The organism is Shewanella sp. DC2-4 (assembly GCF_013248875.1).
GTDB classification, from domain to species: domain Bacteria; phylum Pseudomonadota; class Gammaproteobacteria; order Enterobacterales; family Shewanellaceae; genus Shewanella; species Shewanella oncorhynchi.
The window spans coordinates 518,838-540,094 of sequence record NZ_JABRVR010000002.1 but is presented as its reverse complement, the minus strand read 5'-3'; the positions used below and the strand labels follow the sequence as shown (position 1 = coordinate 540,094).

15 protein-coding genes are annotated in these 21,257 nt (G+C 45.7%); 5 read left to right on the top strand and 10 right to left on the bottom strand.

The features are described 5' to 3' along the window. Nucleotides 1-17 precede the first annotated feature (17 nt). The 4 genes from HQQ92_RS02980 to cobA form a co-directional block, all read right to left on the bottom strand. Nucleotides 18-1,742, bottom strand: coding sequence for an SLC13 family permease (locus HQQ92_RS02980; RefSeq protein WP_173242986.1), 1,725 nt, complete (start codon nucleotides 1,740-1,742; stop codon nucleotides 18-20). 3 nt (nucleotides 1,743-1,745) lie between these two features. Further along, nucleotides 1,746-3,188, bottom strand: coding sequence for a sulfate adenylyltransferase subunit CysN (cysN, locus tag HQQ92_RS02975; RefSeq protein WP_173248558.1), 1,443 nt, complete (start codon nucleotides 3,186-3,188; stop codon nucleotides 1,746-1,748). A gap of 82 nt (nucleotides 3,189-3,270) precedes the next feature. Beyond that, nucleotides 3,271-4,179 carry a sulfate adenylyltransferase subunit CysD gene (gene cysD / locus HQQ92_RS02970; protein WP_028761749.1) on the bottom strand — a complete coding sequence of 303 codons (909 nt, stop codon included), beginning with the start codon at nucleotides 4,177-4,179 and terminating at the stop codon, nucleotides 3,271-3,273. Between the two features lie 91 nt (nucleotides 4,180-4,270). Beyond that, nucleotides 4,271-5,116, bottom strand: coding sequence for a uroporphyrinogen-III C-methyltransferase (gene cobA, locus HQQ92_RS02965; RefSeq protein WP_105251585.1), 846 nt, complete (start codon nucleotides 5,114-5,116; stop codon nucleotides 4,271-4,273). A 442-nt stretch (nucleotides 5,117-5,558) separates the two neighbouring features. Here cobA and HQQ92_RS02960 point away from each other — a divergent pair, with 442 nt between their 5' ends. Together HQQ92_RS02960 and HQQ92_RS02955 are read left to right on the top strand one after the other, a co-directional pair. Then, nucleotides 5,559-6,443 carry a phospholipase A gene (locus HQQ92_RS02960; RefSeq protein ID WP_113939007.1) on the top strand — a complete coding sequence of 295 codons (885 nt, stop codon included), beginning with the start codon at nucleotides 5,559-5,561 and terminating at the stop codon, nucleotides 6,441-6,443. Between the two features lie 233 nt (nucleotides 6,444-6,676). After that, nucleotides 6,677-8,233, top strand: a complete 1,557-nt coding sequence (locus tag HQQ92_RS02955) for a S41 family peptidase (protein WP_173242983.1) — start codon at nucleotides 6,677-6,679, stop codon at nucleotides 8,231-8,233. Nucleotides 8,234-8,294: 61 nt separating this feature from the next. On the opposite strand, the gene HQQ92_RS02950 is transcribed toward HQQ92_RS02955, so the two are convergent. The 5 genes from HQQ92_RS02950 to HQQ92_RS02930 all read right to left on the bottom strand — a co-directional run bounded on the left by HQQ92_RS02950 (nucleotide 8,295) and on the right by HQQ92_RS02930 (nucleotide 16,354). Continuing rightward, on the bottom strand, nucleotides 8,295-10,031 hold the full coding sequence (locus HQQ92_RS02950) for a hypothetical protein (protein WP_173242980.1): 1,737 nt from the start codon (nucleotides 10,029-10,031) through the stop codon (nucleotides 8,295-8,297). 402 nt (nucleotides 10,032-10,433) lie between these two features. Next, entirely contained in the window at nucleotides 10,434-11,219 is a 786-nt protein-coding gene (gene mtgA, locus HQQ92_RS02945; RefSeq protein WP_173242977.1) for a monofunctional biosynthetic peptidoglycan transglycosylase, read from the bottom strand. Nucleotides 11,220-11,982: 763 nt separating this feature from the next. Further along, a complete protein-coding gene (locus tag HQQ92_RS02940; protein WP_173242973.1) occupies nucleotides 11,983-12,765 on the bottom strand; it encodes a phosphoadenylyl-sulfate reductase in 783 nt (260 codons plus the stop codon). Continuing rightward, on the bottom strand, nucleotides 12,758-14,455 hold the full coding sequence (gene cysI, locus HQQ92_RS02935; RefSeq protein WP_173242970.1) for an assimilatory sulfite reductase (NADPH) hemoprotein subunit: 1,698 nt from the start codon (nucleotides 14,453-14,455) through the stop codon (nucleotides 12,758-12,760). Before cysI ends, HQQ92_RS02940 begins: the two co-directional genes overlap by 8 nt. Nucleotides 14,456-14,554: 99 nt before the next feature. Beyond that, a complete protein-coding gene (locus tag HQQ92_RS02930) occupies nucleotides 14,555-16,354 on the bottom strand; it encodes an assimilatory sulfite reductase (NADPH) flavoprotein subunit (RefSeq protein ID WP_105251578.1) in 1,800 nt (599 codons plus the stop codon). Nucleotides 16,355-16,773: 419 nt separating this feature from the next. Between HQQ92_RS02930 and HQQ92_RS02925 the strand changes: the two genes are divergently transcribed. The 3 genes from HQQ92_RS02925 to HQQ92_RS02915 all read left to right on the top strand — a co-directional run bounded on the left by HQQ92_RS02925 (nucleotide 16,774) and on the right by HQQ92_RS02915 (nucleotide 20,398). Further along, entirely contained in the window at nucleotides 16,774-18,300 is a 1,527-nt protein-coding gene (locus HQQ92_RS02925; protein ID WP_173242967.1) for a Re/Si-specific NAD(P)(+) transhydrogenase subunit alpha, read from the top strand. Nucleotides 18,301-18,311: 11 nt separating this feature from the next. After that, a complete protein-coding gene (gene pntB, locus HQQ92_RS02920) occupies nucleotides 18,312-19,796 on the top strand; it encodes a Re/Si-specific NAD(P)(+) transhydrogenase subunit beta (protein WP_105251576.1) in 1,485 nt (494 codons plus the stop codon). Between the two features lie 221 nt (nucleotides 19,797-20,017). Further along, nucleotides 20,018-20,398: a hypothetical protein gene (locus HQQ92_RS02915; RefSeq protein WP_105251574.1), complete on the top strand. Its 381-nt coding sequence runs from the start codon at nucleotides 20,018-20,020 to the stop codon at nucleotides 20,396-20,398. 199 nt (nucleotides 20,399-20,597) lie between these two features. Here the strand turns inward: HQQ92_RS02915 and HQQ92_RS02910 are convergent, their stop codons facing one another. Then, nucleotides 20,598-21,182 (bottom strand): hypothetical protein, encoded by a 585-nt coding sequence (locus HQQ92_RS02910; RefSeq protein WP_105251573.1) that lies wholly within the window; start codon nucleotides 21,180-21,182, stop codon nucleotides 20,598-20,600. Nucleotides 21,183-21,257: the final 75 nt, after the last annotated feature.

Below are 21,257 nucleotides of genomic sequence, written 5' to 3'. Positions count from 1 at the left end.
TAAACTCAAGCTAATCACTAAAATGGAAAGATGATCGGCACCATAAATATCACTATCAGGGAATACAGCACAGATAACGGCAATCCAAGGCGGACAAAGTCACTGAAGCGATAATTACCCGCATTAAATACCATCAAATTGGTCTGATAGCCGTAGGGTGAAATAAAGCTCGCACTGGCACCAAAGACAACGGCCATAATAAAGGGCCTTGCATCGACACCGTAATTAAGTGCAATCGCGTAAGCGATAGGGAACGCCAGCGCCGCCGCTGCGTTATTGGTCACCAGTTCAGTCAGCAATAAAGTCATTAAATACACGCCGACAAAAGCGCCAAATACCCCATAACCGTTAATAACTGAGAGTAATCCTTGGGCTAAACTGTTCGCAAGGCCTGTACTCATCATCAAGTTGGCAAGCCCTAATGCACTCCCCACGATCACCACTAATTCCAATGGGAAACGGCGTTTAAGCTCAGCCAGTGTGACTGCGCCTATGGCAAAATAACTGAGCAGCAATATCACTAAACCTTTAGCCAAGGGTAATATGCCAGTGACACTCAGGATGATCGTTGCCGCAAAGCCCAGCAATACCCAACGACCACGACGACTGTCTAGACGCACATTCAAATCTAAGCCACTGATCGCTGCAAACTCTGAACTCAGCTTTGCGCTATTGCTAAAACCATCACCTGGCGTCAATAACAACACATCACCGGGTTGCAGAATAATGTCACCGAGTCCACCCTTCAACGGATGATTTCCGCGGCGAATGGCCATCACAGCCGCATCAAATTGCTCACGAAAACGCGATGCTTTCAATGAACTGCCCACTAAACTGGACGACGGTGCGAGTACAGCTTCAACTAAATTTTGTCCTTTGGCTTGATGTTTACCAAACCAATCTAAACCATCGAATTGGTGCAATAACTCAACCGATTCCACCGCGCCACTAAAGCGCAGCACATCGTCCGCTTGCAACACTAACTGGGGCGGCACAGGGCAAATACAAATGCCACTGCGTTCTAATTCAACCAGATATAACTTTTTTAGTGCCCTAAGTTTGTTATCCACCACACTGCGACCGACCAAGGACGAACCTTTCGCCACATGGGCTTCGAGCAAATATGGCAGCGCTTCTTCACCTGATTCTTCCCGTCTGTCGGGCAGAATGTTCGCCAGTAAGGTCAGTAACAAGATGCCTGCGACGACGATCACCACTGCAACTGGCGTAAACTCGAAGAAGCCTAAGGCGGGTAAGCCGGCGTTTTCTACAAAGGAGTTCACAATCAAGTTGGTCGAGGTACCAATCAGGGTCAGTGTGCCACCTAAAATTGCCGCATAATTTAACGGCAATAATAACTTAGCCGGCGCGTGTGCCTGATTGCGGCGCACAACACCAATCAGTGATGCCACGACCGCAGTGTTATTAGTAAATGACGACAGTAAAGCCGTCGAAAAACCGAGCTTTGCCATTGTCATAGGCAAAGAACTATTGCCTATGACTTGACTCAACTTCCCCAGCAGGGACGTTTTTTCTAACGCCGTCGCGGCCAACACCAGCAGGACCAGCGTGACTAAGCCAATATTGGTAAAGCTTGTTAATGCGGTATCGAGCGCAACCATGCCAAGCAAATAACAGAGCAAAAATGCAAATAAAAACAATACCGCTGGATTGATACGGCCGCTAATTAAGCCAGCCACAAGCCCTATCAAAATAATCGCTAATAGCCACAAGTCACTCACAAATTAAGCTCCAAGCTTAGTGATATCTATCGCTTGCCAATGGGGGAAGTGTTTACGCACTAAGGCATTAAACTCGACTTCAAAGGCACTAAATTGCGATGCAGTTTGTTTGTTAACGTGTTGACCCGACACCACCATCACAGCGGCAACCGTCGCATTGCTCAGGCGATCAATTAAGATCATTCCGCCCGTATCACGCACTAACGAATATGCATCAAACACTATGTCTTCGGTCAGCTCTAAGGTCACACGCGCAATGGCGTTTAACCCAAGCGTATCCGTCGCACTGCGCGCTAAGGTATTAACGTCAACCACATAATCGATAGCAGTCACAGAGGCTTGCGTCTTCTTACCAGCCACTTTGATGTCGTATAACTGACCAAGTTGTAATGGCTTTTCATCCATCCACACTATGTCAGCGCTGATCACGTTAGCGACGGCAGGTGCAGAATCCGGTTTTGCCAGTAAATCGCCACGGGAAATATCAATTTCATCTTCCAGCGTGATAGTCACAGCTTGGCCTGCAACCGCTTCTGGTATGTCACCATCGAAGGTCACAATACGTTCAACCTTGCTGCGTTTGCCCGATGGCAAAGCGACTAACTCGTCGCCAACATTAATGATGCCAGAGGCTAAAGTGCCTGCAAAACCGCGAAAATCTAAGTGAGGGCGCGACACATATTGTACCGGAAAACGCACTGGCAATGAGCTGAGTTCACGTTGAGTATCAATGGTTTCTAGCAGTTCAAGCAGTGTACCGCCTTGATACCATGGGCTTTGGGTGCTGCGCTCAACCACGTTGTCACCATTAAGCGCCGATAACGGCACAAAGTGGATATCGAGATTACCGAAGTCTTTAACAAAATCCGTAAAATCGGCACGAATACGGTTAAATACTTGCTCGTCAAACCCAAGCAAATCCATCTTATTCACGGCCACAACAAAGTGACGAATACCCAGTAATGACGCGATAAACGCATGGCGCTTAGTCTGAGTCTGCACGCCGTAGCGGGCATCGACTAAAATCACCGCTAAATCACAGGTTGATGCACCCGTTGCCATGTTGCGAGTGTACTGCTCATGCCCTGGCGTATCGGCGATGATGAACTTGCGCTTATCACTTGAAAAATAACGATAAGCCACATCGATAGTGATGCCCTGCTCGCGCTCAGCTTGTAGGCCATCCACCAGTAAGGCTAAGTCAATGGCTTCACCTGTGGTGCCCATCTTAGCGCTGTCGCTCTTTAGGCTCGCTAATTGATCTTCATAGATCTGCGCGCTGTCGTGTAACAGACGGCCGATTAAGGTACTTTTACCATCGTCAACACTGCCACAAGTTAAAAAACGCAGTAAGCCTTTGTGTTGCTGCAGGGCTAGATATTCTTTCACACCATGGAGGGTAATTTCTGCCGCCATGAGATTGGTTTTATTGACCGCTTTGTCCATCATATTCTCACTCTTGATCTGCTTGGCTGAAGGTCGCGCTGATTAGCGCCACCTTCGCGAAATAGGGTTAACCCTGTAGAGATTAGAAGTAGCCTTGACGCTTCTTCTGCTCCATAGAGGCACTTTGATCTGAGTCGATCAATCGGCCCTGACGTTCGCTCGAACGGGTTAACAGCATTTCTTCAATAATCTTTTCTAGACTGTCGGCCTCAGAATACATGGCGGCCGTGAGTGGGTAGCAACCTAAGGTTCTAAAACGCACCACTGCTTCTTTAATCTGCTCGCCCTCGGCTAACTTCATCCGCTCGTCATCGGCCATGATTAACTGACCACCGCGCTCAACCACTTTACGTTTAGCAGCAAAGTACAAAGGCACTAACTCAATGTTTTCTTGATAAATATATTGCCAAATATCCAGCTCAGTCCAGTTAGATAATGGGAACACACGAATACTTTCGCCCTTGTTCACTGCGCCGTTATAGGTGCGCCATAATTCTGGACGTTGATTTTTAGGGTCCCATCTGTGGTGGCGGTCGCGGAAGGAATACACGCGCTCTTTGGCGCGAGATTTTTCTTCATCGCGGCGAGCCCCACCGAAAGCCGCATCGAAACCATATTGGTTAAGTGCTTGCTTTAAACCTTGGGTTTTCATGATGTCAGTGTGTTTCGCACTACCATGGTCGAAGGGGTTAATTCCCTGCGCCAAACCTTCTGGGTTGATGTGCGTCAGTAACTCGAAGCCAAATTTCTTTGCCTGCGCATCACGAAACGCGATCATCTCTTTGAATTTCCAACCTGTATCGACATGCAGCAGCGGGAATGGGATCTTGCCTGGATAAAAGGCTTTACGCGCTAAGTGCAACATAACGGAAGAATCTTTCCCGATGGAATACAACATCACAGGATTATCGAATTCGGCTGCAACTTCACGAATGATCTGGATGCTCTCAGCTTCCAGTTGTTGTAAGTGGCTTAGTTCACGCCCGGCCATACTATTCTCCGTTACCTTAAATTCGCCGTGTTACCACAGCATGGATTAGCTTAATTTGTTTAACTGCTTAATAGCTTTAACTGTTTGCGGCTTAGCTTATCGACGCGACGGCCGAGACTCTAACCGATTGAGTCTGTTCATCGCTGACCTGAGTCGATTCAATCGCTTCAGGTTTGAACCAATGCAAGGTGTCACTCAGCGTGACGACTTCACCTATGATCATCAAAGCTGGCATTTGTAATTCTGGATCGGCGGCAAGCTGTTCAAGCTCACCTAAACGGCCGATAAAACGACGTTGCTCTTTAGTGGTTGCCTTTGACACTATCGCCACGGGTGTTTCAGGGCTTCGGCCCGCATCGACTAGACCTTGGCGAATAATGCCTGCGTTCAGAATCCCCATATACACGACTAAGGTATTGTTAGGATTAGCATAACCTTGCCAATCCATAGGGCGACTCTCTAACTGACAATGGCCAGTGATAAAAGTGACGCCTTGGGCATGGTCTCTGTGGGTTAGGGGAATTCCCGCATAGGCTGACGTGCCGCTGGCAGCGGTAATGCCGGGAACGACTTCAAACTCAACCCCAGCTTCAACTAAGGTTTGTAACTCTTCGCCCCCGCGGCCGAAAATAAAAGGATCGCCACCTTTAAGGCGCACCACATTTTTACGGGTGTAGGCTTTAGTGACGAGTAACTGATTAATCTCGTCCTGTGCGGCGCTATGCTTGCCCGCACGTTTACCTACGGCAATCTTCTCAGCGTCTTTGGGAATAAGATCGAGGATATCTTGGCTGACTAAAGCGTCGTATAGCACTGCATCAGCAGTTTTAAGGATGCGCCATGCCTTTAACGTCAATAGCTCAACGTCGCCGGGACCTGCACCCACCAGCCAGACTTTGCCTTTGGCCGCTTGGCCCGGTAAAGAGAAAATTTCCATCAGAATCCCCAAGATCACTTTAGTCTGTAGAAATATAGCGCGTCTTATATTCCATAATAAATAGATAATTATTAGTTTTTATATCATTTAGATATAAAAGAATGAGTGACCACTCACTTAAAGTGGGGGAAACCTTGGGTTTCAAAATCAAAAATGCCCTAAATCCAAGTTAACCCATTGAAATAAAAATGACTTAATAAGATTAAGCGAATTGCATCAAATTAATTTCTGTCCGCTAAGTGCATGATTTTGGCACTATGTTATTGCCAAAAATTCTACCTAAACATGTCTCTATGTGACTAAAAATGGCTGACTACAAGATTTGTCATTAAGTGACACAGGATTTTTCCATAACCATAAATTCACTTTCTAATGTTAAGCTGGAAATAACTATCTTTGTTGAGTACGACTGACAAATAAATAAACACATCAAGGAGGGCAGATGAAACCACTTTACTCAGGTATTGCATTGGCAGGGCTATTAGCCTGTACGGACATAAATGCCGAAGAATCATTAGTCAAAGGAAGAGTAAAAGATGAACTTGCCACGGCGGATCTACCTTTTGTGATTACGCCACATAAAGTGAATTACCTTTTACCAGTCACCTACAGCCCAGATCCCAACATGGCACCTTTCACCGAAGATGCAATACTCAACCCCTATTCTTTAGATGAGTTTGAGGCTAAGTTCCAAATCAGTTTTAAATTTCCTATTTGGTACAATGTGTTTGGTGATAATGGCCATTTATTTTTTGCTTACACCAATCAATCCTATTGGCAAGTTTATAACAAAGACACTTCGTCGCCTTTTAGGGAAACCAATCACGAACCTGAAGTCTTTATGCTGTTTAATAACGATTGGAAAATTGGCAGTGTGACCAATTCCTTTTGGGGGTTTGGTGCCGTACATCAATCGAATGGTAAAGCAGGGCCACTTTCCCGCAGTTGGAATCGCCTCTATGCCACTATGATTTTTGATGCAGGCCCACTCGCCTTCTCCACCAAAGTGTGGTGGCGTATTCCTGAAGATGAAAAAACAGATCCATATAAAGCCAGCGGCGACGATAACCCTAATATTGATGACTATATAGGTAAAGCAGAGTTTATTGGCGTTTATGGTATCGATGAACATAGATTCACTTTAACCGTTAAAACGAATCTAGAAGATATCGACAGAGGCTCAGCAGAACTGACTTGGAGTCATCCTATCGTCGGCAACTTACGCTTTTATACTCAATACTTTAATGGTTATGGCGAAAGCCTAATCGATTACAACTATCACAATCAACGTATTGGTATCGGAATTTCACTCAACGATATTCTTTAAGAAAGATATACCCACTTGATCCCGCTATTTAAGATTGTTTGGGTATATAAAGTGACTAAGTACAAAAATCGACCATAATTTGCTGCTAATCTACCAAGCCTGCTGCTAAATTGCTCAGATGGACCTGAGTTTAGGGCAGAGCAGGACGATTTACATTGATCCGAATGGCATTTAAGCCGATAGTCGCACACCTTTTTGTGCCCTGAAGCAGCGCCTTAACATCATGGAGGAATATGAGTTTTAGCTACCGCAGCATAGTCATGCTACTCAGTGTCATTATTTTCGCGAGCTTACTTAAGCTCGCGTTTTTCGCTGTGCCAAAAGATAGCGCTGCACCAGTGCTGAATGCACAAGAGGTACGCCAAGATCTCTATGCCTTATTGGATCAAATCGAGCAACACTCAGCGTTTTATGCCTTAACGGCCGACAAAGCCAACCCGCAGCTTAAATTTATGGCTAGCCTTATTGTTGAACAGTATCAAGATATTACTCCCAATGATCGTTTTGCTGCTGAAGTCACTAAATTACTCAATACCCTCAAAGATCCAGGCGCTCAAGTGCATAACTTCGACGATCAAAGCGGCGATCTCCCGTTAACGCTAAGGCCAGTCAACGACCAATGGTTAGCCTTGGATAACGGTAATAATCCAGTCAACAACGACTTCCCCTTTATCACTCATATCGATGGTTTACCTATGAGCAAATGGGTAGCGACCAGTCAAGCCTACTTACCTGAGCCGGCAAAACAAAGTCAAGAAATGCAGTTACCTTGGCTGAAAAAACTTAACCTACTGCGCGAAGACTTAGGACTCAGCATAAAGCCCTATGTAGTCATTACGCTAATTAATGATGATCTGCAAAGCCAGCAGGTGACTCTCGCCCTGCCAAGCCATAAACCGCAAGTTCAATTAGCAACTATCAGTGAAAAAGACGAGACTCAAGATATTAATGTGCTCGAGTTTATTAACCAATTATCTCAATTTGAGCGCACCGAATTTCAAGACATGCCAAATCAATTAGAGACGGTCAACAATACGACGGTCAAACTTAAGATCAGCGATCTCTACGCCTTTGAATTAGATAAAGAACAACAGCAAGAACTGCTCAAAGGCATGACACATCCCTTACTGATCATTGATTTACGTGATGCCAGTGGCTTTAGTCCGAAATTATTGACTATGCTGTCGCGATATCAAGATGCGGATTTAAATAACACTTTAGCACCTAACGTGATGGGATTTGCGCACTATCGCCGCTCACCAGAGCTGAGAAATGATTATCTACAGCCGCTCAATTTTATGCCTCTGGATGCGTTAGAGTACAGTCCTCCTAGGCTCAAATCTCTCACCCGTAACTTACCCTCTATCGATAAAGAGAAATTCAGCCCTTGGTATGTTCGCACTAAGCCTGCGGTGGCTCCTGAAGGGCGAAATCGCTTAGCGCTACTCGTGAGTCCCCATTGTCGCCAAGAATGCGAGTGGATTGCCTATCGTACTAAATCTTGGTCTAGGGCAAATTTGATTGGTGAAAAAACCTCAGGCGACTTTGCACGTCAGTATCATTTCAAACTGCCAAACAGTGGATTAAACATAAGATTCAGCAGTTCGTTAACCTATGATGCACAGGGGAGACTCCTGTCCGGTATTGGGACTGAACCGGATATTTTGCTCCCTCAGAACAGTGATATTCAATGGCAAGGGCTCGTTAGTTTAATGCGCTCCGCCAAGCCCAAAGCGCAACTTGTTCTGCCAGCACAGCACACTAAGTTGGCTCAAGCTAAGCTAAATTAAGCCAAAAAAAGAGCCAGCAATCTGCTGGCTCATTTCAAACAAATATGAGTTTACTAACGCATTACTTCTTTTCAGTCGCTTTAGAATTGGCGACTGAACCTATGACCAAGCCTTGCTTATTCACATCGAAGCTCATTTGAACTCGCATGTTGTAATCTTTAAGCATTTGCATTTCTTCAGGGATCGGCTCACCGCTCATTTCTAACAGTGTAAGCACTGGCGTAAACATCTTGCCGTAATCAGCAGACAAGCTGTACATGCCATTAGCTGACAGTTTCTCGCCTGCTAATTTGTTGGCTAAAGCCAAGCCTTTATCACCGCTATACACCACTAAATGTTGGCCTTTAATCGCCAGCATTGGCTTAACACCTAACTCTGGAGGCAACATCAATATTGGAGATAAATCAGTAGCATCGCCGTTATCGGCTAATTGCACTTCAGCCAGCATAGGGGCGAAAGGTTTGACCATATTGAACAACATGGATGGGTTTTCGGCGCTAAGGCTGACTAAAGCATCTAAGCTTTCTAACTTAGGCTCTTGATCTTGTGTGCTCATTTTAAAGTCGAGCAATGAAACGCTCATGCCTTTCACACCGTTAGCCATGCCAGTGAACATGCCTAGCATAGCTGGGCTCTGTTGGCTCAACTCAGCCTGCAACTCTGCCAATGGTGCACAGGTCAGTTGTGGCTTTTGCAGATCATCCCAAATAGCCGTTAATGAAGGGGTAATTTCATTGATATCTAAACCTATACCCATGGAGAAGATAGTGCTGTCGATATCCGCCAGATGCGATGGAATAAAACCACGCATCTTTTGCATTGCCGCAAGAATAGGTTGATTCTTCGTTTCGACAACAAATGAAGCCGCCATATGGCTTTCTTTTTCAGTCACAGAAAACGCCGTTAAACCAGCAACAGTACGCGGCCAGTTAGCGGCAATCGCAGTCAGTTCGGTACGACATTCTGGTGTTCTGATTTGAGCTAATGGATCTTCACCCTCACTTTCATCAGCAAAAAATTGAGTCAGTTGCTTAGCTAGCATATTGCTATCTGCAGAGGTCAATGCCTTTACAATTTCCACATGGTTAATAAAGCTAATGCTGTCATCTTTAAAACCATGGGTCTTAATAATATCTTCTAATATGCCAGAAGCGGCTAATGACTGCGGCGCCTTCTTAATACCAAATGCCATTTCTAATAACTCAGGCTCGGTAATAGAGGTGCTGAAAGTCATCGTTAATATGCCATCTTTCTGGGCAAATAGCAGTTCTGCTTTCTCTGCTGAGCTTTCATCCGATAGTGCATAAGCGCGATAATCAACATCGCCCACTTTACGCATTTCGTGGGTTACACCACTGTCTTTTTCGGCTTTATCTAATACAACCCAAAATGCTTCGGCCTGATTAACATCAATCTTTAATACTGGCAAAGCACCTAAAGTATAAATATAAGGTTTAACTTCATCGGGGAAACCGAAGGTTTTTAACAGTAAGGCAGGATCTTTCATCCCATCCATATACTGCTGATAAATGCTAACGAAGAACTTGCCCATAGGGCTATCCTGCACACCGAGTTCATCAAGCGTATTACTTGGATATTGCTGATAATTTCCAGAAATAGACTGTAAATACGCTTTTAACGGGAAGGGTTTTAACTGGCCCGAAAATATCGGCGTATCGGCAGGCACATAGTCGAGCAAAGGATTAGCAGAGGCACTAGAACCCGCGCCATTCTGCATATACCAATAACCACCAGCACCTGCTGCAATAATTGCCGCGGCAATCACAATCTTTTTCATTTAAGAAACTCCATTTAATGACATTCAATTTTATGAAAACAATACCTAAAGAACTCACCTTAGGTATTTAAATATTTATCCGCTCTTACATATCCCTTATGCAGATAATGCAAAATCAGAAAACGCAACGACTCAGCCCTACGCAATACAAACCCAGTTTAAAATGCTTAGGCTAAGCGAAACTAAGGTATAAAATTTTCCCGATAATTTAACATTAAACCGACACAGAAGCGAACAGGATAGGAGTTCGCAGCATTAAAAACGTATTAGAACTAACGTTTATTCAACATGATTCCAATCTTATTTCAATTCGGTAATAAAACATCTCAAAGTCATCGACGATTAAGCAAAGAACTCAATGACAAATTAAGCTCATCTCACTCAAACTAACTCACCAGAGCGTCATCGTGCTTCGTGGACTTTTTTAAGCGTGATGTCACCTAGCTGACGCATTTGCTTACGGATCCAAGCTGAGCGCTGCTGCACATAGGATGACGGTGGAGACACCTTATAGCGCCAAGGATTGGGTAAAATGGCTGCGAGTAATGAGGCCTCGTATTGGGTGAGTTTTGCCGCTGACTTTCCAAAATAATGCTTTGATGCCGCTTCGGCGCCATAAATGCCTGGACCAAATTCTACAATATTTAAATACACTTCAAGAATACGCGACTTATCCCAAGTCAACTCCATCAATAACGTAAACCAAGCTTCCAATCCCTTACGAAAGAAACTGCGACTCGACCACATAAAAAGGTTTTTCGCCGCCTGCTGACTTAAGGTACTTGCCCCACGGACTTTGGTGCCTTTTTGGTTGTATTTCAGTGCCGAACTTATCGCGGCTAAATCGAATCCAGTATGCTCAACAAAACGTTGATCTTCCGCAGCAATCACAGCCAATTGTAATTCGGGAGAAATTTGCGTTAAATCGCGCCATTGATGCCTAATCTCACCGATAGGTGCTGGTGGAAATAAGGCACGCTCGATACGCCAAGTCCACATAGGAGGATCGACGAATCGTAGTAGGATCACTAATAAAATTGAGCAAATAAATGCCCAAACTAATCCCTTAAATAACCAAGACAATAAACGACGAAAACCACGCTTTCGTCTCTGAGGTGCTGGGTCACTCGACTTATTAACACTTGGACGCCTGACATGATCTCGCATCGCATATAAAGGGGCCGTCATTTATACCATCTCATCCACACACTCTCATTTCTTGTTTCTCATCTATCCAGTCAAGCCATCCCATTGCAAGGATTCTTTGGCGCAACCTAGGCTTACAGAAAATATTCTAAAGCTTTACGCGAGTTGCAAGCTGATCATGCTACGAGAGTAAAGGAAACACCAAGGATATCTTACTCGATAATCAAAGATAGGTTGAGAAATAACCATAACAAGAACAAATCACTATTAGAGATTAACTGGGGTCGACTTAACTTGACCTCGGCAGCTTTGACGACAGCTGACCGAGGTAATGATGGCTGATTAACGAGAGCTAGCAAGTCAATCAAACTGCTTGATACTCGCAGGTGCGAGTCAGGTTTTCAACGCTTTCACTGCATCCAATTAAGCCATATCGATACACAGCAAACCCAGCCCATAAATACCGATATACAACAACTTAACGTCATAAAAGACATGAATCATGTCAATTAACGCAGTAAAACGCTTCAAAACCATCTACGGGAACTTCAAAATATAGCGCAGGCTTAACCAATATGCATAACTCTGTGAGTAAAAATGTACAACATTTTTAGCATTTAAAAATGAATGCAAACTAACTCTATGAATATCAATCTATCTTAGTTAAATGACGCTTAAATGACATCACTTAACTTCCTCGGCAATCCAGAGTATTAAATTCACCCCAAACCCCACCTACCTTAAAATGATAAAAAAACGCCCCAAACTAAGTTGAGGCGTTTAATATTTAAAATCAATAAAATGACTAGATATCGTAGTGCAAACCACACTCACGTTGTAGGCCATTAAAGCGAGTTTCTTCCTCTGTCATGCCTAATTCGAGTGGTTTACTCGAATGGGTATCTCCCACAGAAACATATCCTTGGTCCCAAAGTGGATGGTACGGCAAGTCAAATTGAGTCAGATAGAGGTGCACATCTTTATTCGACCACTCAATAATCGGCAGTAACTTAAAGCGCGTGCCATGAATCGCCAGTATCGGCAACGCCTCACGGGTACTGGCTTGGCTGCGTCTCAGCCCTGCAAACCAAGTGCCTACCTCAAGCTCGGCTAAAGCGCGTTGCATAGGCTCAACTTTGTTTAACCGGTTGTATTGCTCTAGTCCGTTGACCCCTTGCTCCCACAACTGGCCAAAGCGCGCCTCTTGCCATGCCGATGTCATCACTGCTTGGTACACTTTTAAATTCAGTGATAAACGATCTGTCAGCTCGTCGATAAACTGATAAGTCTCAGGGAATAAATAACCCGTATCTGTGAGAATAACCGGAATATTCGCCTGTGCCTGACTCATCATATGCAGCATTACAGCGGCTTGGATCCCAAAACTTGAGGACAGCACATGATTACCGGGCAAATAAGTTAAGCCCCATAGCACTCGCTCTTGTACGCTTAATCCACCTAAGAACTGATTAATACGTTCAAGCTCTATCGCTTGCTCTGCCTTAGGCGCACTCAATAATGCCTTGAGTTCGGCAGCGCTGACCACAGTCGGCACTTTATCACTGGTTTTTTGCTCAATATCAGCCATGAAAATCCTTAGCGGCATCGATCACCGCCTTCACTACACCCACGCGGACTGTGAAGTTACCAAAGGTTTCGCCAGCATCACGCTCTACGGCGTAGCGGCCAAACAGGGTATCCAATTCGGCGAGGATATCCGCCTCTTGGATATTTTCTCTGTGCATTTTGTTCAGACGAGTCCCTTCAAAGCTTGCACCTAAGTACAAGTTATAACGGCCCGGCGCTTTACCCACAAGCCCAATTTCAGCGGCAAATGGGCGGGCACAACCGTTTGGACAACCCGTCATCCGCACCACAATCGCTTGCTCGCTAATGCCGTGTTTTGCCTGCAGCGCATCGATGTGATCGATAAACTCAGGGAAATAACGCTCGGCTTCCGCCATCGCTAATGGGCATGTCGGCAACGCCACACAGGCAATCGAGTGACCGCGAGTTTGCGTCAACACTTGCCCCAGCAGACCATGTTTACGGGCTAAACCTTCAATGGTAGCTTTATCTTCCGCTGCGACGCCTGCGATGATCATGTTTTGATTCGAGGTCATGCGGAAATCGCCCTTGTGGATCTTAGCAATTTCACGCAGCCCCGTTTGCAGGGTTTGGCCCGGTAAATCTTTAATACGACCGCTTTCGATAAATAAGGTTAAATGCCACTTACCGTCAACGCCTTCGACCCAACCATAACGATCGCCGCGATCGCCAATCACGACCTCACGCTTAGGTTCAAACTTCACCCCAGCACGTACTTCAACTTCGGCTTTAAATTTCTCATAGCCGTGGTCAACGATAGTGTATTTAAGGCGCGAGCGCTTACGATTAGAGCGATTGCCCCAGTCACGTTGCACAGTCATCACAGCTTCGGCAAACTTCATCACGTCTTCAGTTTTGATAAAACCAAAGTCGTCCGCTAGGCGTGGAAAGGTTTCTACTTCGCCATGGGTCGAGCCCATGCCGCCGCCCGCGGTTAAGTTAAAGCCAACTAGCTCGCCGTTTTCAGCAACAGCAATAAAGCCTAAATCGTTAGTGTAAACGTCAACATCGTTATCGGGAGGAACCGCAACCGCCATTTTGAACTTACGTGGCAGATAGGTTTTGCCATACACAGGTTCAACGGTTTCATCTTCGGTTGAGAGTAACTTTTCTTCATCTAACCAGATTTCGGCGTAGGCGCGAGTGTGTGGCAATAAATGATCAGACAGTTGTTTCGCTACCGCATAAGCTTGCTCGTGCAGTTTCGATTCCACCGGATTGGGGTTACACATCACGTTACGGTTAACGTCACCACAAGCGGCAATCGAATCCAGCGCTTCACGATCTAAGTCTTGAATAATGGTCTTCAAGTTACGCTTAGGAATACCGTGGTATTGGAAGGTTTGGCGGGTCGTCAAACGAATACTGTTCGAGCTGGTGAGCGTCGAGGCAATTTTGTCCACGCCTAACCATTGCTGTGGAGAACAAATACCGCCAGGTACACGGGCGCGTAACATAAAACTATATAAAGGTTCGAGTTTTTGCTCTTTACGTTCGTTACGTAAATCGCGGTCATCCTGCTGATAGAAGCCATGAAATTTGATCAGCTGCTGATCGCCGTCACTGAAACTGCCAGTCACAGAAGAATCTAAACCTTCTTTGATGGTCCCGCGCAGGTAATCACTGTCGGTCTTTAGGTATTCGTTTAACGCTAACTTTTGCTCACTCATGGCAACTGCCTCTTAAAATTGGGTTCGCTGGCTGCACAGGTCATCACGTGTGCAGCTTTGGCTATTCTTATGCGTTTCTTATCTGCGCAACGGTTGAGATTAATACACGTCTTTTTGGTAACGTTTATCGCTGCGCAGGGTTTCAAAATAGGCTTCGGCAGCTTCGGTATTCAAACCACCGACTTCGACTGCCACCTCAATCAAGGCTTGGTGAACATCTTTCGCCATACGTTCAGCATCACCACAAATATAAAGGTGCGCGCCATTTTGCAACCATTGCCACAGGGCTTGGCCTTGTTCTTTAATGCGGTGCTGCACATAAATCTTATGGGCTTGATCGCGTGAGAACGCCACGTCGATACGGCTGAGATCGCCATTTTTCAAATACTGTTGCCACTCAGTTTGATACAAGAAATCCTGCTCAAAGTGAGGATTGCCGAAGAATAACCAGCTATCACCTTTAATTCCTTGAGCAACGCGCTCCTGCATAAAGGCACGGAAGGGTGCAACACCGGTACCAGGCCCAACCATAATAACCGGTGTTTCTGGATTTTCAGGCAAACGGAAATGCTTGTTCGACTCAACATAAACCTTAACTTGCGTGCCTTCCTGCGCAGATGCTAAGAAGTGTGACGCACCGCCAAAACGTGCTGAGCCGTGGCGCTCATCTTCCACTAAGGCCACAGTTAAGTGGACTTCTGTTTCGACTTCGCTTTGACTTGAGGCGATAGAGTAAAGTCTTGGCGTTAATGGACGCAGTAGCTCAAGCAGTTTTGCTGCATTTAAGGTTACTGAGTTATTTGATAACGGATACTGAGTGACTAAATCGGCAAATTGATGCTTAAGGATAAAGTGGCGCACTTGTTCTTTATCTTCGCTCAATGCCAGCAGTTCAGCGCTGCCGCTCAATTCGGCCCAGGCTTTGACTAATCCAGGGTATAACTGGGTCAGTTCTTTCTTATCAACCAAAGCTTGCTTAAGGGACAAGGATTCTGTGCCTAGGGTTACTAACTCATCAGCGACCAATGACAGGCCTGCTAAGACTTCATCGACTAACACTTCGTTATTACTAAACCACACACCAAGGGCATCACCCGCTTGATAGGTTAACCCTGAGTCGCCTAAGTCGATTTCAACATGGCGCACATCTCGGTCTGATCCACGGCCGGTAATTTTCTGGCTCACAAGCACTTCGGCGCTATAGGGGTTTTGCTTAGTAAATTCACTTTCGCCAATCGCTTTAGCAGTGCCGATGGATACCACACTGGCGGACGAGGTTTCAATTAGCGGCTTAACGGCCTCTAATACATCGGCGTGCCACTGGCCCGCGGCAGCTTCATAATCCACATCACATTCAATTAAAGGTAACAGTGATTTAGCACCGAGTGCAGCTAGGCGGGCATCGAAGTCTTTACCAGTTTGGCAGAAAAATTCATAGCTAGAATCCCCCAGCGCAAGCACAGAGTAATGTAGATTGTCTAACTTAGGGGCACGTTTCGATGCTAAAAACTTGTGTAATTCAATCGCATCATCCGGCGCTTCACCTTCACCATGGGTGCTGACCACCAATAAAAGCACAGCTTCTTGCTTTAATTGGCGAACATTGTATTCGCCCATTGAAGCCAGATTGACCGCATAACCTTGCGCCAGTGCCTTATCGGCGAGCGCTTTAGCGACACCACGGCCATTACCCGTTTGGCTGCCATAGAGGATAGTCACAGTTTGAGCCGTTTGCGTTTGCGCGACGGGCGCTAATTGGCCCGCATTGGCTGTGGCAGCAAGATAGCCACTCACCCAGGCCAATTGCACAGCACTTAACTCAGAAGTGAGTTGTTTTAGCTTCTCGACTTGTCCTTGAGACAATGGCGAAGCCAGCGATGAAAGTTCTTTTAACAACATGAGACGGCCCTATGACAGTGTAATGTCCAAAAGCTTATCGCGGTTTAAGAAAAGCAAAAAAGAATAAAATAGGATTTTTAATTCCATTTTGGAATATACAAAGTGCAAAATTTAAGCTACAAAAGTGTGCACTGGTTAAAAGTTTTTGATCCGACCAGTGCAGAAACGGCCTGCTTGAGAAATATGCACTTGTGCCAAGCTAAAGTATTGCCACAATGGTCATGAGCCTGTCGAACAATAATTTCTGTTGCCCACAGAATAGTTTGTTTTAAAAACAAAAAGTGTCCATCCTAGATTGAATGCCCTAACTGACTCGAATCACCCGCCGAATAAACGCTGGTGACGACAGATTTTGCAGTTGAGTACGATGAAGGAAGAACAGCAGGCGGAACGATTATATAAACCATCAGGGAGTAGTCATGCAGATTGGAATACCGAGAGAAAGTCTCGCCGGTGAAACTAGGGTCGCCGCGACCCCAGCCACCGTTGAGCAGCTTAAAAAACTCGGCTTTGAAGTTGTTATTGAGGCCAATGCGGGTCAACTGTCAAGTTTCGATGATGCTGCTTTTGAAGCTGCAGGCGCGAAGGTGACAACAAACGTTTGGCAAGCCGATCTGATCTTTAAGGTCAATGCGCCAAGCGACGCCGAAATTGAACAAATCAAAGACGGGGCGACTATCGTCAGCTTTATTTGGCCCGCACAAAACCCTGAGCTGGTTGCGAAGTTATCTAAACGTAAGATCAACGTGATGGCAATGGACATGGTGCCACGCATCTCCCGTGCCCAGTCACTTGATGCCCTCTCCTCTATGGCAAACATTGGTGGATATCGCGCCGTTGTTGAAGCCGCACATCAATTTGGCCGTTTCTTTACCGGTCAAATTACCGCTGCCGGTAAAGTACCGCCCGCCAAAGTGTTAGTCATTGGTGCTGGTGTAGCTGGCCTTGCCGCCATTGGTACAGCTGGATCGCTTGGCGCCATAGTGCGCGCCTTCGATACCCGCTTAGAAGTGGCCGAGCAAATCGAATCTATGGGCGGCCAATTCCTTAAACTGGATTTTGGTAACGAGGAAGGTGGTTCATCGGACGGTTATGCTAAAACCATGTCGGATGAATTTATTGCCGCCGAAATGGCACTGTTTGCCGAGCAAGCCAAAGAAGTCGACATCATCATCACCACAGCGCTAATTCCTGGTCGTCCAGCGCCTAAGCTCATCACCAAAGCCATGGTCGATAGCATGAAGAGCGGCTCAGTGATCGTCGATTTAGCCGCTGCGACGGGTGGTAACTGCGAATACACTCAATCGGGTGAGCTGTTTGTTACTCCTAACGGCGTAAAAGTGATTGGTTATACCGACCTTCCCGGTCGTCTACCGGCGCAATCGTCACAGCTTTACGGCACTAACTTAGTCAACCTGATGAAGTTAATGTGTAAAGAAAAAAACGGCACAGCCAGCATCAACTTTGATGATGTAGTCATGCGCAATATGACAGTGATTAAAGAAGGTGAAGTGACCTTCCCGCCGCCACCGATTTCGGTTTCTGCGGCGCCAGCAAAACCAGCGGCGAAAATCGAGCCTAAAAATACCCCCCCAAAGGCGCCATCTAAGCTCAAATACGTGCTCGCCGCCTTAGGCGTTGCAGGATTTGCTGCCGTGGCATCGGTAGCACCACCAGAGTTCCTGTCGCATTTCACAGTATTCTTGCTGTCCTGCGTTGTTGGCTATTACGTGGTATGGAACGTATCCCACTCACTGCATACGCCTTTAATGTCAGTCACTAACGCGATTTCGGGCATTATCGTGGTCGGCGCCCTACTGCAAATCGGTCAGGGTTCAACTTTGGTCACTGTACTGGCGTTTATCGCCGTGCTGATCGCCAGTATTAACATCTTCGGTGGCTTTACCGTCACTCAGCGCATGCTGAAGATGTTCCGTAAGGATTAAGGGGGTTTAACGTGTCTCAAGGACTGGTAACAGCAGCTTACATTATTGCCGCCATTCTCTTCATCTTCAGTCTCGCGGGACTGTCGAAGCAAGAGACGGCAAAACACGGCAATTTATTCGGTATCTTAGGTATGGCAATCGCCCTACTGGCTACCATTTTCAACCCCGATACTAACGGAATTGCGTGGATCTTAATCGCTATGGTGATTGGCGGCGCGATTGGTATCCGTTTAGCACTAAAAGTCGAAATGACTGAAATGCCTGAACTGGTTGCTATATTGCACAGCTTTGTGGGTATGGCCGCGGTATTAGTGGGTTTCAACAGCTTTATCGACTTACACCCACAGGAAGTATCACAAGTCGTGGTGGCTGTCGGTGGTGATATCAATACGACCCTCGCCGCAGTACAAGATGCGCTAAGTGAAGCGGTGAAGACCGCCAGCAAAGAGCACCTCACTGGCGCTATGCTTAACATTCACTTAGTCGAAGTCTTCCTCGGGATCTTCATCGGTGCGGTGACCTTTACGGGTTCTATCGTTGCCTTTTGTAAGTTACGCGGACTGATTTCATCTAAACCTCTGATGCTGCCACATCGCCACAAGCTAAACCTAGTCGCAGTGCTAGTGTCTTTCGCCCTGTTGGTATACTTCGTACAGACAGGCGGCACTATGCCAGCACTGCTGTTGATGACCTTGATTGCCTTCGCCTTTGGCTGGCATTTAGTTGCATCCATTGGCGGCGCGGATATGCCAGTGGTTGTGTCTATGCTGAACTCCTACTCAGGTTGGGCAGCGGCAGCAGCAGGCTTTATGTTGTCGAACGACCTCTTGATTGTGGTCGGCGCGTTAGTGGGTTCATCGGGTGCTATTCTGTCTTACATCATGTGTAAGGCCATGAATCGCTCATTTATTTCAGTTATCGCGGGCGGCTTTGGCACAGATGGTGTGGCCTCGACTGCCGATGAAGAAATGGGTGAATACCGTGAAACCAACGCCGAAGATGTGGCGGATATGCTGAAAAATGCCACTTCAGTCATCATCACTCCGGGTTACGGTATGGCAGTGGCGCAGGCGCAATATCCTGTTGCGGAAATCACTCAAAAACTACGTGATCGCGGCGTGAAAGTCCGTTTTGGTATCCATCCAGTTGCTGGTCGATTACCAGGCCATATGAACGTACTGCTCGCTGAAGCGAAAGTCCCCTACGATATCGTGCTCGAAATGGACGAAATCAACGAAGACTTTAAAGACACAGATGTCGTGCTAGTGATCGGCGCCAACGACACGGTTAACCCCGCGGCAATGGAAGATCCAGGCAGTCCAATCGCAGGTATGCCAGTGCTGGAAGTATGGAAAGCGCAAAACGTGATTGGCTTTAAACGTTCGATGAACACAGGTTATGCCGGCGTGCAAAACCCACTGTTCTTCAAAGAAAATACCCAAATGCTGTTTGGGGATGCTAAGGCCAGTGTTGAAGCCATTTTAAAGGCACTTTGAGCTTGATTTAATATCAACAGAGTAAAAATCGTTTAGGCGATAAACACTATTCTAAAGAAATGAAGGGAGCCAATGGCTCCCTTTCTTTTCACATTTTTTTAAGCCTATTAAGCTAGTCTCTGCGCCAATATGATGCGAGGCTTATCTGCCCACAATGCTGATATGCTTAATGTAAGCTAAAACAGTAAGTTAAATCTAAAGCTGGTTTAAGGAAATAATAAATGTTGCTTGGGCTGTTTATCCTGTCTGCCGTATTAATCAAAACCTCATTACTCGGGCTTGGCTGGATATCGATTACCATCGGCCTGAGTGGGTACCTGTTTTGTCGATGGTTTAATATCAATTTAGATATCAAACTGATTGATAAATTTAAACGACTCTTTATCACTGGCGCGGCTCTGCATCTTCTCGTCTATATCGGCTTAATCACTAAGCTTTTCCTTATCGACAGCTTTGAAGACTTGCCCACATTCCTGATAAGTCACTTAGTCTTCCACCACGCAATCAGCGCCGTGATTGCTGCCGCATTAACCTTCTTGGCGATTCGCATCTATCTACAACAGCAAAAATTAACTCAAGCCTATCGACAGGAATTAAGCTAACTCAACAAGGTTTTGATGACAAATGCAGACGAATAAAAGCTGGCTAGATTCATCATTAGCTTAAGTGCCATAAAATACTGGGGGACTAAAGCTGATCAGGCAGAGATGTTGTCAGCAACACTGAATTCATCAATGGATTCAAACATCAGGGATAAGAATGACCCCTGATGTTTTTGGGGGGAAGCTAAGCCAAGATACGTTAGTCGACGGCAATATCGTTATCTTTAAGCTCTTTTGACAGGGTTTCATAATTCGTTTTGAGTTTTGGCAAAGTATCTTCTTTGATTTTACTCAATACATTTTGCAACTGATCCTTACCGTAAGAAACGCTATAGTGACGGGTTTCAATATTGCTAATGATCTTCTCAGACTCTAAATACAAACGACGAATATCAGACAAAATATCACTCGGTGTTTCTAGCGCATTGGCAGAATAGCGCATGTTATCCCAGACAAATAATCCCATCTGCGGATGCATTTTCACTAAACTATTACTACTCACAGTCTCAACTGTGTCAGCGTAATGACTCAAGATTTCAACATTGTCACTCACTTCGTCATATAGGGCATGACGCAAATGATAGTTATTCTGCATATTGCTCAGGGCATCAAATTTAATTGCCTGTGACAACCCTTCTTGCGCGGCTAAATACACGCCAACAACAGTCGCAATGATTATAAAAATCTGACTCACCCAAAAACTGGTTTTGATAAGCTCAGTGTTATCAAGCTTAATGGCGCGTTTAGGCATATCTGCCTCATTAGAGATGGGGGTCATGTCCATATGTTTTATCCTGTCAAATCAAGAGTAAAAGGCAATATCACTAACTTAAATCATTGTTAAGTGGTCATCCTACAC

Coding starts and splice junctions, on each gene's coding strand:
- cysN (WP_173248558.1), bottom strand. CDS start 3,188: ATGGACAAAGCGGTCAATAAAACCAATCTCATGGCGGCAGAAATTACC.
- cysD (WP_028761749.1), bottom strand. CDS start 4,179: ATGGCCGGGCGTGAACTAAGCCACTTACAACAACTGGAAGCTGAGAGC.
- cobA (WP_105251585.1), bottom strand. CDS start 5,116: ATGGAAATTTTCTCTTTACCGGGCCAAGCGGCCAAAGGCAAAGTCTGG.
- HQQ92_RS02960 (WP_113939007.1), top strand. CDS start 5,559: ATGAAACCACTTTACTCAGGTATTGCATTGGCAGGGCTATTAGCCTGT.
- HQQ92_RS02955 (WP_173242983.1), top strand. CDS start 6,677: ATGAGTTTTAGCTACCGCAGCATAGTCATGCTACTCAGTGTCATTATT.
- HQQ92_RS02950 (WP_173242980.1), bottom strand. CDS start 10,031: ATGAAAAAGATTGTGATTGCCGCGGCAATTATTGCAGCAGGTGCTGGT.
- mtgA (WP_173242977.1), bottom strand. CDS start 11,219: ATGACGGCCCCTTTATATGCGATGCGAGATCATGTCAGGCGTCCAAGT.
- HQQ92_RS02940 (WP_173242973.1), bottom strand. CDS start 12,765: ATGGCTGATATTGAGCAAAAAACCAGTGATAAAGTGCCGACTGTGGTC.
- cysI (WP_173242970.1), bottom strand. CDS start 14,455: ATGAGTGAGCAAAAGTTAGCGTTAAACGAATACCTAAAGACCGACAGT.
- HQQ92_RS02930 (WP_105251578.1), bottom strand. CDS start 16,354: ATGTTGTTAAAAGAACTTTCATCGCTGGCTTCGCCATTGTCTCAAGGA.
- HQQ92_RS02925 (WP_173242967.1), top strand. CDS start 16,774: ATGCAGATTGGAATACCGAGAGAAAGTCTCGCCGGTGAAACTAGGGTC.
- HQQ92_RS02915 (WP_105251574.1), top strand. CDS start 20,018: ATGTTGCTTGGGCTGTTTATCCTGTCTGCCGTATTAATCAAAACCTCA.
- HQQ92_RS02910 (WP_105251573.1), bottom strand. CDS start 21,182: ATGGACATGACCCCCATCTCTAATGAGGCAGATATGCCTAAACGCGCC.